This is a genomic window from Cedecea neteri, from assembly GCF_000758305.1.
GTDB classification, from domain to species: domain Bacteria; phylum Pseudomonadota; class Gammaproteobacteria; order Enterobacterales; family Enterobacteriaceae; genus Cedecea; species Cedecea neteri_C.
The window spans coordinates 2,287,823-2,303,093 of the sequence record NZ_CP009458.1 but is presented as its reverse complement, the minus strand read 5'-3'; the positions used below and the strand labels follow the sequence as shown (position 1 = coordinate 2,303,093).

Annotated in this window: 11 protein-coding genes; 6 read left to right on the top strand and 5 right to left on the bottom strand. The window is 54.4% G+C overall.

Features of this window, described 5'->3' with window-relative positions; all coding sequences use genetic code 11:
* Nucleotides 1-246: 246 nt before the first annotated feature.
* The 5 genes from LH23_RS10710 to LH23_RS10690 all read right to left on the bottom strand — a co-directional run bounded on the left by LH23_RS10710 (nt 247) and on the right by LH23_RS10690 (nt 7,341).
* Entirely contained in the window at nt 247-2,664 is a 2,418-nt protein-coding gene (locus tag LH23_RS10710) for an autotransporter outer membrane beta-barrel domain-containing protein (RefSeq protein WP_052050179.1), read from the bottom strand.
* Nucleotides 2,665-2,753: 89 nt separating this feature from the next.
* A complete protein-coding gene (locus LH23_RS10705) occupies nt 2,754-3,317 on the bottom strand; it encodes a hypothetical protein (RefSeq protein WP_052050176.1) in 564 nt (187 codons plus the stop codon).
* An 11-nt stretch (nt 3,318-3,328) separates the two neighbouring features.
* Nucleotides 3,329-5,752, bottom strand: coding sequence for a fimbria/pilus outer membrane usher protein (locus tag LH23_RS10700; RefSeq protein ID WP_231560177.1), 2,424 nt, complete (start codon nt 5,750-5,752; stop codon nt 3,329-3,331).
* Between the two features lie 5 nt (nt 5,753-5,757).
* Nucleotides 5,758-6,414 carry a fimbria/pilus chaperone family protein gene (locus LH23_RS10695; RefSeq protein WP_052050461.1) on the bottom strand — a complete coding sequence of 219 codons (657 nt, stop codon included), beginning with the start codon at nt 6,412-6,414 and terminating at the stop codon, nt 5,758-5,760.
* A 213-nt stretch (nt 6,415-6,627) separates the two neighbouring features.
* A complete protein-coding gene (locus tag LH23_RS10690; RefSeq protein WP_052050174.1) occupies nt 6,628-7,341 on the bottom strand; it encodes a DUF1120 domain-containing protein in 714 nt (237 codons plus the stop codon).
* Between the two features lie 915 nt (nt 7,342-8,256).
* Between LH23_RS10690 and LH23_RS10680 the strand changes: the two genes are divergently transcribed.
* From LH23_RS10680 to LH23_RS10655, 6 genes are all read left to right on the top strand, one after another.
* Nucleotides 8,257-8,841 carry a LuxR C-terminal-related transcriptional regulator gene (locus tag LH23_RS10680; RefSeq protein ID WP_039290995.1) on the top strand — a complete coding sequence of 195 codons (585 nt, stop codon included), beginning with the start codon at nt 8,257-8,259 and terminating at the stop codon, nt 8,839-8,841.
* A 201-nt stretch (nt 8,842-9,042) separates the two neighbouring features.
* Entirely contained in the window at nt 9,043-9,792 is a 750-nt protein-coding gene (locus tag LH23_RS10675; RefSeq protein WP_039290992.1) for an SDR family oxidoreductase, read from the top strand.
* Nucleotides 9,793-10,034: 242 nt separating this feature from the next.
* Nucleotides 10,035-10,511 (top strand): hypothetical protein, encoded by a 477-nt coding sequence (locus tag LH23_RS10670; protein WP_039290991.1) that lies wholly within the window; start codon nt 10,035-10,037, stop codon nt 10,509-10,511.
* A gap of 204 nt (nt 10,512-10,715) precedes the next feature.
* The gene (locus LH23_RS10665) at nt 10,716-11,084 is read left to right on the top strand and encodes a hypothetical protein (protein WP_039290988.1); all 369 of its coding nucleotides are present in this window, start codon (nt 10,716-10,718) and stop codon (nt 11,082-11,084) included.
* A 154-nt stretch (nt 11,085-11,238) separates the two neighbouring features.
* The gene (locus LH23_RS10660) at nt 11,239-11,604 is read left to right on the top strand and encodes a hypothetical protein (protein ID WP_039290986.1); all 366 of its coding nucleotides are present in this window, start codon (nt 11,239-11,241) and stop codon (nt 11,602-11,604) included.
* A 43-nt stretch (nt 11,605-11,647) separates the two neighbouring features.
* Nucleotides 11,648-15,253, top strand: coding sequence for a hypothetical protein (locus LH23_RS10655; RefSeq protein WP_156108024.1), 3,606 nt, complete (start codon nt 11,648-11,650; stop codon nt 15,251-15,253).
* The last annotated feature ends 18 nt before the right edge of the window (nt 15,254-15,271 follow it).

The window sequence follows — 15,271 nt, the reverse complement described above, 5'->3', positions numbered from 1 at the left end:
GAAACATCTTACCCGCAAGTAATGTTAGCGCCACATTAACGATTCACCACAGAATGATCTGTAGGAGATTACTTATTGAACTGGTCGATATTTAGCCCACAAAAACAGTAATGCCTTTATTAATAAGGCTATTACCAGATTACCCAGCGGAGAGAAGCACTTAGTGGTGGAATAAAGAGAAGAAACAGCCTGACGTGAATTAAAACGCGGTGACACCCGCCTTGCAGCGGATATCACCGTTAATCATTACCAGCTCCAGCGAACCCCGAGCATGCCGCTCCAAGGGGAAGAGACTCGCTCTCCCTGGCTGGTGCTGGCTTCAGCATAAACCTGGGTATCGGCTCGCAGCATGGCGGCAGCGCCAAGGGCAAATACACCCTGAGTCCCGGCCAGATCGTTATCAAAACCGTGGTGGTTGATGTTCATTTGGTTATTGCCCCTGAACGTCTGAACAAGGGAAACCCTCGCCCAGGGCTGCAATACCACGCCGTTTTGAAGCTGGAGATCTTTCCCCGCGCTCAGGTGGGCCGCAAGCTGTTCAGAGCGGGTGCTGCCGCTGTCCGCCTGTAGGCCGTTATCAAAGCGGAACGCTTCACCTTTGGTCCAGAGGGTAGCACCCTGAACGGAAGGCTCCACAAACCAGCCGTCATTCAGCTTAATGTGCTTCCCGGCTTCCAGAGAAAGCCCCAGGCCCGGCACGTTAAAACCGCCATGGGTTTTGGTTCCATCCGACATCACCGCATCGGCGCGGCTGGCAAAATTGTTCAGCTTCATCACCGCGTCGGTAAACCAGCCGTCGTTTTGTAGCCAGGTGCCATAGGCCCCCACGGTAAAGCTATTCACCTTGCCACGACTGCCGCGATCAAAATTCAGCCGAGTGTTGCCCACCCCGCTGAACAGCCCCGTCAGCAATCGGCCATTGTCGAACGAGTGAATGCCGTCGATACCTGCGGTGACGCCCTGCTGCGTCTGGCGGTAATCCACCCCGGCACCATTGTTGACTCGCGTTTCACCGCCGGTGGTTTGCGCCCAGGCCCCGCCGCTGGAGAGCCCCTGCCGCACATCGCCCATACGGCTGCGCAGCGTGGTCAGTTCGCTAAACCAGGCGACGGGCAGCGCATTCACGATCCCCAAGGCGCTGGCGGCGGTAGGCGACGGTAAAATCGCCCCGTTATCTCCACCATCTCCGCCGCGCCCGCCTCCGCCAGAGGTGTAAGGCACCAGCGCCCAGTTATCGCCCTGCTGCTGCAGGCGGTAGGAATAAGCCCCGGCATCAACCAGGCCGCCGTAAAGCGCAAACTTGCCGCTTCCGCCTCCGGTGGTGACCACCGTCAGGTCGGCAGGATTAGCTGGCTCCAGGCCGCTGTTATTGATGCGCAGCTGATGATTCCCCGCCGCCTGGCCGCTGACGGCAATCAGGTCACCTTTTAGCGCCGCCAGGTCGGTGTTCAGGCTGAAATCACCGTTGCCGCTCAGGCTGCCGAGAGAAAGCGTTTTAAACCCGCCGCTGGCCGAAAACTCCACCACGCCGTCGGTGTGCAACTGGTTCAGCGCAGAGCTGCCCGTCATCGTCCAGCGGCTGTTGCCGTCCAGGCTAAGTTGTTCGACGCCGTTTACCGCGCCGGTGAGCCCGCTGGCATCAGTAAAATTGAGGTTCACCAGGCTCCCGCTCGCCGCCAGGACATCGCCCAGGAGCTGAGAGCCGTTCAGCAGGTTGATATCCGCCAGCGCATTGCTGTTCACCTGAATAGCCGGGCCATTGGCTGAGCTGAGCTGGCTGCCGGTCAGGCTAATCTGGCTGGCATTGCCCGCCGTGGACGACGTCACCAGCAGCCCGGCCCCGCTTTGGCCTGTCGCGCTGATTTGGCTGTGGCTTAGCGCCAGCGTGCCTTCACGCGCCCACAGCGCCGGGCTATTGTTGCCCGACACATTCACCGTCAGGTTATCCCCCTGAATCGTTGAGCCAGGGTAGGCCAGCAGGCCTGCCGCGCTTGCTCCGGCCGTCGTAATCTGGCTGTTATTCAGCTTGATAACGCCTCCCCGGGCGGCAAAAACGCCAATCCCGCTGTCGCCGGAGGTGGTAATTTCGTTGTCTTCGCCCTCTACGCTGGCCTCTGTATACAGGCCGTAGCTGCCCAACCCGCTGGTATTCAGCACGCTGTGGTTCAGCTTCGCGTTGCCGTACTGCGCTTCAAAGGCGTGGGACATAGAACCGGATGTTGTGAAATGGGTGCCGTCCACATCGGCCGTGGAGTCACCCCGCGCCAGCCATAGCCCGGAGGCATTATTTCCCAGCGTGGTGACGCTGCCGCCCCGAATCAGAGCATTCGAGTCGTTGTTGACGTTGATCCCCATCCCGCCCTGCGTGGTAACGGTGGAATTGGTGAGGCTGATATCACCACTCAGCAGGTACACCGCATCGCCTTGTTCACTGCTAAGCGTGCTGTCCACCAGCGTGACATAGCCATGCCCGCTCATCGCCGGGTTATAAATTTCTACCGCGTTATCCGAGCCGGTGGCCGCGATATCCGCCCCGGTCAGGCTGACGTTTCCCTGACCGATACTGATGCCGGGAGAACTGGCAGCGGAAGCCTGATAAGCCGCGCAGGCCAGAGCCAGCAGAGAATAGCGAAATAGAAAATTGTTTTTATTTTTCAAAATCATAGCATCATCCCTTTACTTGACTGAAGGTTATTACAGGTAGCAAAAAGCCCCCGCGGCAGCATTACCGCGGGTGGCACTCCTTGGGAGAGTTAGTCGAGAAGGTCGAAGCTCAGTCTTGCTTCGCTGGTGGTCTGGTGGCTTACGCGAACGGCGCTTTCGCTTATCAGTGGCTCAATTTCGAGCCTGGCGCTGAAACTTTTGCCGTTCAGCGGCAGGCTATTGTGGCTCACCTCAAAGCGGGAGCCTGCTTTCAGACTCATATTCCAGACCTCGGGCTGCCCTCCGGTGCTGATGTCCCTCAGCGCCACAGGCTGCCCGTCGAGCTGCGCGTCCACTAACCGCACCTTAAGCTGCCCGAGATCGCCATAGCGCAGGCTGCCGTCGCCGGTCCGCTCCCCCTGAACACCGAGCCTGATTTCGCGGGCAAACGGGCAGGCCACGCTCAACATCAGGGTGCGCTTGCCCGGCGTGAGCTGAGGGCCGCTGCTCTGAAGCTGTGCTTTGGTCTGCGTCCCGTAATTAATCGTGCCGTTGCCGACGGAGATTGTGCAGCGCGGGTCAACCGCCATGACAGAAGGCGGTGGCGCAATGTCCGCCCAGGCATGGCCGGACAAAACCAGCAACAGCGCGAAAGGTGCAAAAATATTTCTCATGATGGCTCCTGTTATTTGCAACTGGCGCGGGCGGTTTCATACAGCTCGGCCTGCGCGGGTTGCTCCGGCAGCATCAGGCGGAAGCTGCACAGGGTTTTGCCGGAGGACTGCACGTCCATTTTCCCGGCGCTGTCTGCGTCGCTGATAAACACGCCGCCGTTCTCACCCACGACGGTGATAAAGTCGCCGCTTTCGGCAAAGACGCTGGCGCCGTAAGGCAAAGGTTTACCCTGCGCATCAATAACCGTTGCCAGCACGCGGCGCGTTTTGATTACGTTAAAAGCGATATGGCTCACGGAACCACGCGCGGCTTCGGTCTCGTTCCAGGCGTTGGCAATATCCACATTTTTGGGCAACGAACGCGTGTCCACTTCTACAGTGGATCGCTGGTAGCTGGAGAGCGACGGCAGCACCGCGTAGCCACGGCTATCGGTCCAGGTCGGCCCGGATGGCGTTTCAATGCGAATGCCTTTTTCTGTCCCGACTTTGGCAATGCCAAAGGTGTCATCCACCCGGTAGGACGATGGGGTAACCCCGCCGCCGTGTGCAACCAACGAACCGCTGGCGCGTGCCGAATAGCTGGTATAACGATTTGAATCTGTCCCTACGCTACCGCTGAGCTGGCTAACGGAGGTGACCAGATCGCCGCTTGCCGTACCTGACGAACGCCTGTTGCGCAGGTCTCTGTCCGCTGAAAGGCTCCAGCCCCGGTCCTGGCTGGTGCGGTTGCTGTAGCGCAGACCGCTGCGGGCGCTTCCCGCGCTGGTATTCAGGTAGCTGCTGACGCTTTGCCCGTCGCCAAACGGAATACTGACCGACAGATAAGCGCGCTTGTCGCCGCGCGAATGGCGGCCGCCGCTGTCCTGCTCCAGGCTCAGCCCCACAAAGCTGCGGCCAAACCCTTTACTCCAGCTGGCGCGCAAGTAGTTGATGACATCGTTGTCAAAGGTGCTGCTGCGCGCCCAGGAGAGCGACAGGCTGCCGATAACCTCCTGCGACCAGCCTAGCCCGAGGCTATACTGCTCGCGGGTGTACCCGCTTTTGTCCTGGGTTTCCCGAGCAACGGACTCACTCAGTTCCCTGTAGCCAAAGCTCTGCCGCGAAATATTGGCGCTGGCGCTCAGGCGCTCGGTGATCGGTTGATTGACCGAGAAGCTGGCTTGCGCCCCGTGATTACCGTGACGCTTATCCTGCGCGCCGGTGAGCTGCAGGGAAAGCAGGGTCTGGTTCCAGACCTGCGAGTCCAGGCTTGCGGCCAGCGCCCGCCACGGATCGGAGCCAAACACCCCGCCGTTCAGCGTGGTTTGCGGGGTCAGCACCCAGCCGGTTGCCAGGGTGCCCACCACCGGAGCGTCGCCGCTGCCCTGGTTCTGCATTTTTCCCATCCCGAACGAGAGGCCGGGCGCGATAGCGTGGCCGTTGAGCAGCAGCGTGGCCGCCGGGACGATAAACTGCCGCTTGCCGCCGTCCACGCCGTTGAGCGTCACTTCCAGATCGTTGCGGGTGTTTAGCAACTGGAACCCCTGCAGACGGAACGGCCCGGCGGGCACCGTGGTGCTGTACACCAGCACCCCCTGCTGGCGAACCTCCACCACCGACTGGCTGTCGGCGATGCCCTCCACCAGCGCCGGGCCGCCCCTATCTCCCTGTAGCGCCTGCTCCGGGAACACCTGCACGCCCAGCACCTGGCCACCACCAAACATCGAGTTGCCCAGGCCGATTTGCCCGGCCTGTAGCACCTTTTTTAATCCGGCGAACGTTCTTTGGGCATAGGCAGCATCGTGGCGAAAACTGTCCTCACCGTTAAAGCGGCTCAGGGTCTGACGGCTGCGGACGATCCAGTCCCCGGCGTTAAACCCGGCTTCGCTGGCAAGCTGCATAAATTCCAGACCGCTCGTCGCCCCGCGGGAGCCGCTGTACTGCGCGTCGTAGTTGAGCATCCCGGCCACGCCGCCGTGCTGCCAGTGGCCGGTATCTTCCTCCGGGCTGGCGAGCGCCTCCTGCGGTACCACCAGCTCAACCTTGCTTTCTCCAGGCTCCAGCGTCCATTCCGCCTGCGGCCAGAGGCTTGTTAAGTCGATGCACTGCCGGGCGTCTTTGGCCTGTTTGGGCGCTTTCAGCCCGGCTTTCTGCATAAACTCAGCGTCCGGGCAGGGCTGCCCCTGCTCGTCAAACATCAGCTCTATCCGCCCCCGCCCGCTGCCGTTAACTTTTAGTTCAACCAGGCTTTTACCGGCCAGAAAACGCGGCGCGGTCGGGAATAGATTCGCCAGCTTAGGGTCAAGCCCCTGCGAGCGTAGGGACTCCACGTCAAATTCAATCGCCTCCTCCGCCTTTGCCGCAGGCACGGAGAACAGACCAAGTGCACCTACAATGGCAACGGACAGATGCGTTAAGCGAGGTAAACTCAACGCCCGTTTTGGCTGTGTTTTCACTTCACTTACCGGCTAACAGGTGCGTCGTAGGTGGCTACGCTATAGCCCCAGGTGGTGGCCGGGGAGATCCGCACGCTGCTGGCCACGCCGGGCTGCTTATCTTTATCTGGAGAAATGGTGATTTTTTGCCCCGGCAGCACATAGCTCTGCGGCAGCGTCCAGCTCACGTTGTCCGGCAGGGTTTGTATTCCCTGCCCCAGGCGCACCACATAAGGAGAATCATTGCTGACGGTCAGTTGGTTCCCGGCCTGCTTCCAGGTCAGGCGCTTCCACGGTGAATCGTCTTTAACCAAGCCCGCCGGGCGGATAAGCAGCGGCAGATTCTGGCGAACATTCATTTGTATTATATTTTCATCTTTCTTCTGCGGCGGCACGCCTTCAAAAATAACGCGGCCCAGGCGCTCGGTTTTTAACGGCGTTTTATCGATCAGAATAAAACGCACGCGCTGGCTTTTGCCTGGCTCTACTCGGGCCGCAGGCGGGGTGACTGACAGCAAATTAGTAATTTTGTCATCCACAGTATTCTGCAGCGTGGTCACCAGCAGCAGTGGTTGTTCGTCGCTATTTTGAATATTAATAGCCCCTTCCCCATCGTTTTCATTAATAATCACGACGGAGGTTTCAGGAATCATCCCGGCAGCATAAACGCTGGTAACATTCATCAATAAAAATGTCGCCAAAAACTTTAATAGAAAATCACACTTCATCACTAGCCTCTAATGCTATTAGAAAAAAATAAACAAAATAACATCCAATACAGATTTATTATTTATAAAAACGCTGATATTGCGTAGCAGTAATATTTTAAGAGTTAGTAAGAGAATGCTTACAGCATCAGAAAAAACCCGGCGATTGCCGGGTTGAGCATGAAGAACTTACAGGTACACCATTTCCAGGGTCGTCATACCATTCAGCTTAATATCTTTAGTCAGATCCAACTCGGAAGCTTTATTAACATATACTGTAGCTGATACATTCATCGTCAGACTGGTGAAGGCCACGGGCACGGTTGTGCCCGTGGCGGCAACGGTGAGCAGTCGCGGCGCGGCACCTATACCATACATATTAGGAGTTCCGCTACCTTTAGTCCATGCGGTATGCGCTGCATCGTCGGCGGTGATCACATCGACTGTGTTGTTATCAGCATTAACTGTGCCAGTGTTATAGAGGGAATACCCGCCGATACGTGAAGAGCCATCCAGACCCAGACCAACTACATTATGACCCCTCCACGTAACCAATGACGTCGGCGCCGGAGCCGCTCCAGTAGCAGCAACCTCAGTAGTATCCGCCGCGGTATTCAGACGCTTGTTGACTGCTTTGATGGCAACTTTGGTTGGAGCATCACAAACAATGGAGAGCTGTTTGGTTTGTGTTGTCACCCCGTTGAGCGCAGTTGCACTTAAGGTAGCAGCTTTAATTGTGCCCACATCATAAACACCCCCGCCAGCCAGAGTTGGCACACAGACGGATGGGGTGATTGTGCCAATAACGGTCAGATCGACAGTGTCCGCCGCCTGAGCGGTAAAAGAGGTTGCCGTTGCGGCCAGCACGGCCAGCGCGCAGATTGATTTTTGCATCAGTTTCATTGTTATCATCTCACAAGTAAAATTAGTCAAAACCACAACCGTTATTCCAGCAGAAATATTTTTCTGTGTTGCCCTGTTGGTTATGGCGTGAGGTCATTATGCAAATTCAAAACAATGTAAAACAGATGTAAAGGATTATGGCGAGGTCAGCCGTTACTTACGAAGCGAATTCATCAACAAAAGAACACTTCAGCTTAAGTTTTCATTCCTTATATTATCAACTCTATATTTTTGGCTATAAAGAAGCGCACACCATTCCGGTAGAGTTTATCTTAAAGCCACTCCTCTCAATTGCCCGCAAAACCTATAGTGATTTACTATTAACTTTGAAAAACAAAAAAACGTTATTTAACTAAACAAGAGAATGACAGAGTTTACTGACAGACTCTTAAGATAAAACCCGCTTCATAAAATTAAAAATATAATTATACTCAAGAGGCCTTATCTCAGGGCTAATTTTCTACTGTTTAAAAAGCATAATGGCCTGACATAGCATCATGCCAGAGCAAAACAATTTATAAGCAACGCTACCTAACGCTGCCAGCCGGGTTCTCCTGACTCGCAGGCATGTTCAGCATGAATAAAGTGGAGGGTGCATGGTTAACTCAAAACAGATCGGTTTAAACTCAGATTTAAAGGACGAGAACTACACGCGGTGCGTGGTCTGCAACCGGCTCAGGCACAAAGACACAGATGTGTGTTCAACCTGCGGCAGCAGGCGCATTAAGCGCTTTGCAGGCTTAAACATATATCTTTTTTTATTAAGCATTTGCGTATTTTCGCTTATCTATGCGTTGGGCTTTATACATATAAACATCCTCCTGCTCCTTCCCGGCATTGTGTTGTTTTCAGCCTTATTTAGCATGAAATACAAGACCTTCTGGGCAAGAAAAAATTTAATGCAGGAGAAATAATATGGTTATGGTTATCAGCGCCTCTCAGTATGCGACAGACGGTCTGGCTTATTTATTTCATGAAAGGAAACTTGTGAATTTCGACGCCCTAAGCGTCGCGCAAAAAAGTGACATCAATGCATACGTCAGGCGGTCAAACATCAAAACAATCATCATCAGCTACAGCCGGTTCCTGCTGGCTTACGAGCGGGTTGATTTCATTGACATCATCAACCGCAACCGCGGCGTGAGGTTTGTCATCGTCTACGACATGCAGTGCACCTGCGCCAAAAGCGCGCTCAAGGTCAGCCATAATGTTTACGTCACCGGGAAGGAGCAAATCTTTGCGTTGATCACTTCGGGGGAAACCCAGCGCTTCCCTGAGAACATGAGCCAAAGCAACGTGTTTGGCTACAGCCGGAAGGAAAAAGACATCGCTTTCTTGCTGTTCAACGGCAGAAGCCTGGCACAGATTTGTGATGAGCTAAACATCGCCAAAACCACGCTGTTTACCCACATCGCCAACATGAAGGGCAAAGCCAAGTACAAAAGCATTCAGCAGCTTTTCTACTTGTACAGCATCCAGAAAAAACTGGCGGTTTTATAACACCAAAAGCACAGCCCAGGCTGTGCTTTTTTATTTTTGGCCCGGCATTGAATTAAAAAGCAAGAACCAGGGTTTTTATTGCCTGCCCCGAACATAGGCTTACGGATAAGCCGTTGAAATCAAATGGCGACACACATCAAGAACATTAACTGAAAGATGCATATTGAGATTCGGAATCTCATGCATGAAATGGGGAACGTTATGAAGTTACTTGCCGGTAAAGTCGCTGTTATTACTGGGGCATCGGCCGGGATCGGCCGGGCGATTGCCGTTTTGTTTGCCCAACATGGCGCGGCGTTGATTCTGAATGCGAGGAGCCAGGCTCCCCTGGACGAACTGGCGGCGGAGCTTCGCGCCACGGGCAGCGACGTCAGGATTTTTGTCGGGGATGCAGGCGAAGAGAAAACGCATACCGCTATTGCAGCCCTGGCGGATGAAGCCTTCGGCGGGATTGATATTGCCGTCAATAATGCCGGTACAACCGGGGCAATCCGCCCCCTGGCGGAGATCACGCCTGACGAATGGCAGCATACGCTGGCCGTTAACTTGACGGCCGGCTATCTCGGCGCCCGGAGTCAGATCCCTTTAATGCAGCAAAGAGGTGGCGGTTCTCTTATTTTTATCTCCAGCTTTGTCGGCACCAGCGTAGGGCTGCCGGGGATGGCGGCATATGCGGCGGCTAAGGCCGGGCTGATGGGACTGGTGAAGGGCCTCACCGCAGATTATGCCGACCAGGGCATTCGCGCCAATGCCTTATTGCCCGGCGGAACCGAAACCCGCATGGCAGGTGATGAGGACCAGAAAGCCTGGGCTGCCGGGCTGCACGCCATGAAACGCCTGGCCCAGCCGGAAGAGATAGCCAACGCGGCGCTGTTTCTGGCAAGTAATATGTCGAGCTTCGTAGCGGGTTCGGCGCTGTTTGCTGACGGGGGCAATGCAGCCGTCAAATAGATAGCGGGTTGAACACATAAATTGGGAATGCAGCCCCGTTTCCTCCCCGGCAAACGTTGCTGCGTTCCTGTTTCCCCCTTCACTTTCCGAACAGACGTTATGACGAAGAAACTTCGGGCTATTCACTTTCATGTTTATAAATGCGAACGTTGTCTTCAGTCTGAGTGGCTATATTATATTACGTAGCAGAAATCATCTTATTAAACTGCTTATTTTCGCTAACTCATTCAGGAGACAACATTATGTCGCAGCTGGAAGTGTTTAATGCTAGCAAGTCAGATATTTATGTCAGTCTTAATAATGGCAGTTTTTTTACAGTAAATGCCGCAGCCCAAGTTACATGGCAGGCGGGCCAGGCCGTCCCGCCGCCCACGTTTGTAAACAATACTATGGCTGGCATCGGGCAATTGAAGCTGGGTGACAATATAATAACAACGTATTCATCTACTTCCGGTCCAGCCGAGGCTGGAACCTGCACAATAACCATCCCCGAAAATATTTCCATAAATTCGATACAACTCTATCTTTTTTGGAAAAATGCGACCAGCGTTGCGGCTATTGTTCTGCAGGATGGACAACCCTTTCAGGCGGTAATAATCACCAAAGCAACCACAAGCGTGTTATTAAATGCCGTCTCTGCCATTCAGTATCCGTCAGAAAACAATAACATGAACCCAACACAACCCTCGGCGGGCAGTAAAATAAAAATTGATTTGTAATTTATTTTGCAAAAATAATTTTCCCCCTTATAGTTTTTATGGATGTTGGCCACTTAGGATTAATCCTGGTTGGCAAACGCCCTGTTTAACGTGAAGTTTAAGCCTGATTAAATATACTCTCTCATGTTGTAGTAAATATAAACTATGGCGCAAAAACCCGCGTCATGGTCAACACTCAACCGCTGATAACAAGGTAATTATCTCATGCCAAACGCATATATTTTCAATGCATCAGGTGTCGCCATTTCAGTAAGCGTTAACAATGGCAGTTTCCTGTCCGTAAACGCGGCGGACAGTACCAGTTGGGTACCTAGCGTCCCTGCAACTCAGCCTACATTTGTGAATAACACCAACTTTGGCAACGGCCAGCTAGGCCTCGGCGCAAACACCATTACCCTTTACCCTTCCACGAGCGGGCCGGCCTCCAGTGCCAATTTCACCCTAAATATTCCGACCAATGTTACGGTCAGTTCACTGCAGTTGTACCTGTTCTGGAAAGATGCCAAAGATGTCTCTTTCGCGGTACTGAATGGCGGCCAGTTTATCCAGGTCTCTCCTGCTAATATTTCATAAATTCAGTGTATGCATTAAATTATTATTTTTAATAAATTAACCAGTCAGAAATAAAGTTAGCCATAAATCGTTTACGCCGAAAGCACAACGCCTGAATAATATTTATTCAGGCGTAAGTGTCTCAGTACCTGAATGCAATAAAAAAGGGGGGCGCATGGCAAAGGTTTATACATTCAACACCAGCAGCGTGTCGTTAATGTTCAGCATTAACAATGGTGATTTTATAAAACTGCCCAACACCAGCGGAAGTTTTCAATGGATACCGTTGCCCCCTGCTAATTATCCTGTTTTTTACAATCAACTTAACCCACCCAAAGGCGGATTAGGGTTGGGTAATAATATATTGACAATGTATCCTGTAAGCAGCGGCCCGCAATATGCAGGCACTGTGAATATTGACGTTCCAGAAGACGTTAGTGTCATCTCAATACAAATATATCTTTTCTGGAAAGACGCGACTCATCTCGGCGCGGTACTGTGTAATGCCGGACAATATATTAAAGCCATTAGCTTGCCGTAATTTTATTTCCTACACATAGCAACACTTTAGGAGCTTGCCATTTATGTCGAGCGTCACCAGTCCCTTACCTGAAATATATCCCGGACTTTATTTAATTGCTGCCCCGGGATCGTCAGACACCAGCGGCAGCCCGCTGTGGGTTTATTTTTTGACGGCCACCAGCGGCAGCTCGCTTGCAAAAACACGAAAAAAGAAAACGGCAGCGGCAAGCGCCCCGGAGGTGACCTTGCAAAGCACCTGGGACTCGATTTCAGGCTGGTATTTTTTCACCCCGCAGGCCATTAGCCCGCAGCAGGCCCCCGCCTTTATTCGTGCCGCACGAAAGGGGTTTCCTCCACTGTCAGATTCATCTGTCGTGGCGCACAATATCGTCTGGCTGGCCCGCCAGGACTATATCACAGCCACGCTGCCCTGCATTTGCTCACAAAAAGTGGGGCAATTCGATGTTGTCACTAACGAACCGCTGTTCAATTGGTCAGGCTTATCGCTGACGATGCAGAGCGGATTACCGTTAGCCTTGATCGTCGAGAACGGCTATCCGTCGCTGCAGTTGAGCACCAGCGACCCCAGCGATATCGATCTGATTGGCCTGCAGTATTATCAGGTTCCCCAGACGCTCGGCTACCGCAGCGAAGGCTGGTTGGTTAACATCTGGCTGGATGGCCCTGCGGCCGGCGGCTTTAATTTCTCCGTGGGCTTAAACATCCCACAGTTGCTGAGCAACTTCGGCGGGGATTTTCATTACGTGCCCGGCACGCAGTTGAATAAGACGCTCGCCTATCCACTCTACGACCCCACGCCATTCCAGCCTGGAAGTTACTGCGCGTTTGAGATCTGGCTTAATCCGCTGCTGCCACGCCAGACCAGCGCCACGCGCTTTCAGCTCGACACCACGGGGCGGATCGGCAAAATCAGCTGGCAAAACCAGGCCTCTCAGCTGAAATCTGATTACTTCTACGCCAACGACGGGGCTACGCTGCGGTTACAGCCTGTCGACCCGTGGGCCTCGGGGACGCCCGCCCCAGATACCGTCGGGGCTGGGTTTGCATTCTCCTGGCGCCCCGTTGTTTCATCCCCCCCTTCCCCCGGAGAACTCTATCTTTCTCCGGTCGGTGATTACCGGGTTACGCGACTTCAGTCCCCGGCAGCCACCAGCGCGTTACAGGTCATGCCCGGGCTGTTTACCCGTGAATATTTTCGCATTAGCGGCGGCGACATCCTGCGTTTTGTCGCCGATCAGCCTGCCCGAGCGGGTGCTTTTACGCTCCAGCTAACGCCGGATGCTCTCGCCCATGATGCCAGGGATATTCTCGACGCGACCTATACGACCTCGTGGGCGCAGTGGTATTCCCTGCCTGCAGAGGCGCGATATTACGGCCAGCCAGCTTCCGCCCCTTTTTTCGGTGACATTGCCGGGGCCGCGTTTCCAATAGCCATTGATGTCTTGCTGGAAACATTCACCACCAGCGCGCTATTTCCCTGGGTTCCCTATGGCGGGCTTGATGCAAGTCTGGCCGGGAGCGGAACCGATCTTACGCGTTTTGAGGCGACCGTTATCGGGGCCGTGCGTCACGCCATGTTAACGGAACAGTCTGCCGGGCCGATTTTCATGCCGCAAAACGCAACCGAAGCCGACCCAGGATTACGCAGCGCCACCACTCCGCAGAGCTTATTATTTGATATCGACGAACAGGGCGGCTGGCGCAGCCTGACGCTGTCCATGGAGGAAGCTCACCCTGCCGCCAGCCCGCCAGAGCCACAGAGCTTCCTGCGTTTTTCATCAAAAGGTTCACCGGCACACGTACCAACCGACCTGGCATTGACCCTGACGCAAAATCAGCTCTTTTATGTCGTCACCGTGCCGGGCGATGACTGGGCTTTTGACAGCGCGACCTGGCTCGGCGGCTTCCAGTTCAACATGGCGTTTGGCGTAGAGGATCCCAACGCCTCTGAGCAACAAACAATTATGGTGTTTAAATTCAACACCACCGCCACGCTGGCAGAGCTGTGCCAACAACACACGCTGTGGACCGGGGCGCAGCGTTACAACACTGACCCCGCTAAAGTGTCAGACTCGTTGATAAAAGCCATCGACTTCGCCCGCAGCCAGGCTCACGCGCCAGACAATCCGTTCGAAAACTTCAACCGCATCGTGAATGACAGTACCTGGACCGGCGTGTTGTTTTTCAATGCGGCCATCAATGGCAACGGGATGCCCCCAGACCTGCAAATGCTGCTCGGCGGTATCAACGGGGGTCTGCGAGCCCACCATGTTGGCATCCAGGGCAATATGTTCGATCACCGCGCATCCCCTGCCCAACTGGATATCAAAAAATCATCGCTGTTCGGCGTGATTTTTTATGACGGAAACAGCTCACCTCCCAGCCCTGCGGTGCAGCAGGAAGCCGTTGACTATGAGGTGGAAACATTAATTGTCGTGTTTAGCCACTCGGCGGTAGCGCAATTCAATACCACCGTAGGTTTGACGCTCAACCAACTGTTCAGCCGCAATGTTGCCCTGCGCCCTCACGCCTCGCCTGCGACAGCAAACAACCCTAATACGCTGAGTATTAAAGGGAAATACCAAACCACCAGTGACGGCGTCGGCAGGGTGGTGTTTACCAGTGATAAGGGCTTTATCTACGACATCGTCCCTGCCAGTGAAGATGCCACCCACGTGGTGAAAACGACCCGGTTTGACAATGCCTCACTGGTGCCGGTGAGCAGCACGCCGGGCGGCAGTCCGAATATAGGGACCAACGTCAAAGCTCAGTTCGTACTCGGCGGGCAATTGTGGTTCAACGCCACCCCCTTTCCCATCAGCGGTGAACTGGATCTTTTTTCCTACGGGCTGGAGAACACAGGCCTGCCTATTTCAGGCCTGACAACCCACATTGAATTCACGCTCGATGCTGACGGCAACTGTATTCCCGACAGTAAAAAAGTCACCCTGGATATGAGCACGCTGAAGGCGCAGCCTAAAAATGAGGCTATCCGCCCCGACAGTCTGCTTTACAGCATCCCGCTGAAGTTTTCCCGCTTCCTGAGCGCTGCCGACGGCAAGCCGCTCAACGCCAGCAGTCTGGGGGCGACAACCGTCAATATTCTGCAACTGGAAGGACATCTGCCCGCTGCTGGCGCATTACCGCCGCCCTCGTCCCCCGAGCCACCACAACCCGCCGCTGCCCTGCCGGTTTCCTACGCCACCAGCTCCGCACGCTATGGCCTGGAATATGACATGCAGCTCGGTTCATTGGGAGCGTTAGGGGCCAACGCCCGGCTTAACGCCAAGGTGATCCTTGGCTGGGGGCCTTCCTCGACGGTACCGGATAACGACGCGGCAGCGTTGTTTGTTCAACTCCCGCAGCTTTCGGCAGGCGCAGGCGGTTTCGAACTCGAAGGGATCCTGAAGACTACTTTTGGCGCAGCGAATCTGTTGAAGGTGGATCTCAAGGATAAACAGCAGACGGTGTACGCCTTTTTGTTCAATAACATTCAGCTCAGCGTCTTTGGCTATCGCTTCCCACCTGGCGTGCTGATTGATTTTCTGGTGTTCGCCGGGGCCGTAACGCCGGGGCAAAAAGTCGCAACCAATACCAATAATCTGGCCTGGTTTCTCAGCGCACAGCCGCAGAAAAAAAGCCCATAAGCGGAAGGAAGGAGGCAG

Coding starts and splice junctions, on each gene's coding strand:
- LH23_RS10680 (WP_039290995.1), top strand. CDS start 8,257: ATGGTTATGGTTATCAGCGCCTCTCAGTATGCGACAGACGGTCTGGCT.
- LH23_RS10710 (WP_052050179.1), bottom strand. CDS start 2,664: ATGATTTTGAAAAATAAAAACAATTTTCTATTTCGCTATTCTCTGCTG.
- LH23_RS10705 (WP_052050176.1), bottom strand. CDS start 3,317: ATGAGAAATATTTTTGCACCTTTCGCGCTGTTGCTGGTTTTGTCCGGC.
- LH23_RS10695 (WP_052050461.1), bottom strand. CDS start 6,414: ATGAATGTTACCAGCGTTTATGCTGCCGGGATGATTCCTGAAACCTCC.
- LH23_RS10665 (WP_039290988.1), top strand. CDS start 10,716: ATGCCAAACGCATATATTTTCAATGCATCAGGTGTCGCCATTTCAGTA.
- LH23_RS10670 (WP_039290991.1), top strand. CDS start 10,035: ATGTCGCAGCTGGAAGTGTTTAATGCTAGCAAGTCAGATATTTATGTC.
- LH23_RS10690 (WP_052050174.1), bottom strand. CDS start 7,341: ATGAAACTGATGCAAAAATCAATCTGCGCGCTGGCCGTGCTGGCCGCA.
- LH23_RS10655 (WP_156108024.1), top strand. CDS start 11,648: ATGTCGAGCGTCACCAGTCCCTTACCTGAAATATATCCCGGACTTTAT.
- LH23_RS10660 (WP_039290986.1), top strand. CDS start 11,239: ATGGCAAAGGTTTATACATTCAACACCAGCAGCGTGTCGTTAATGTTC.
- LH23_RS10675 (WP_039290992.1), top strand. CDS start 9,043: ATGAAGTTACTTGCCGGTAAAGTCGCTGTTATTACTGGGGCATCGGCC.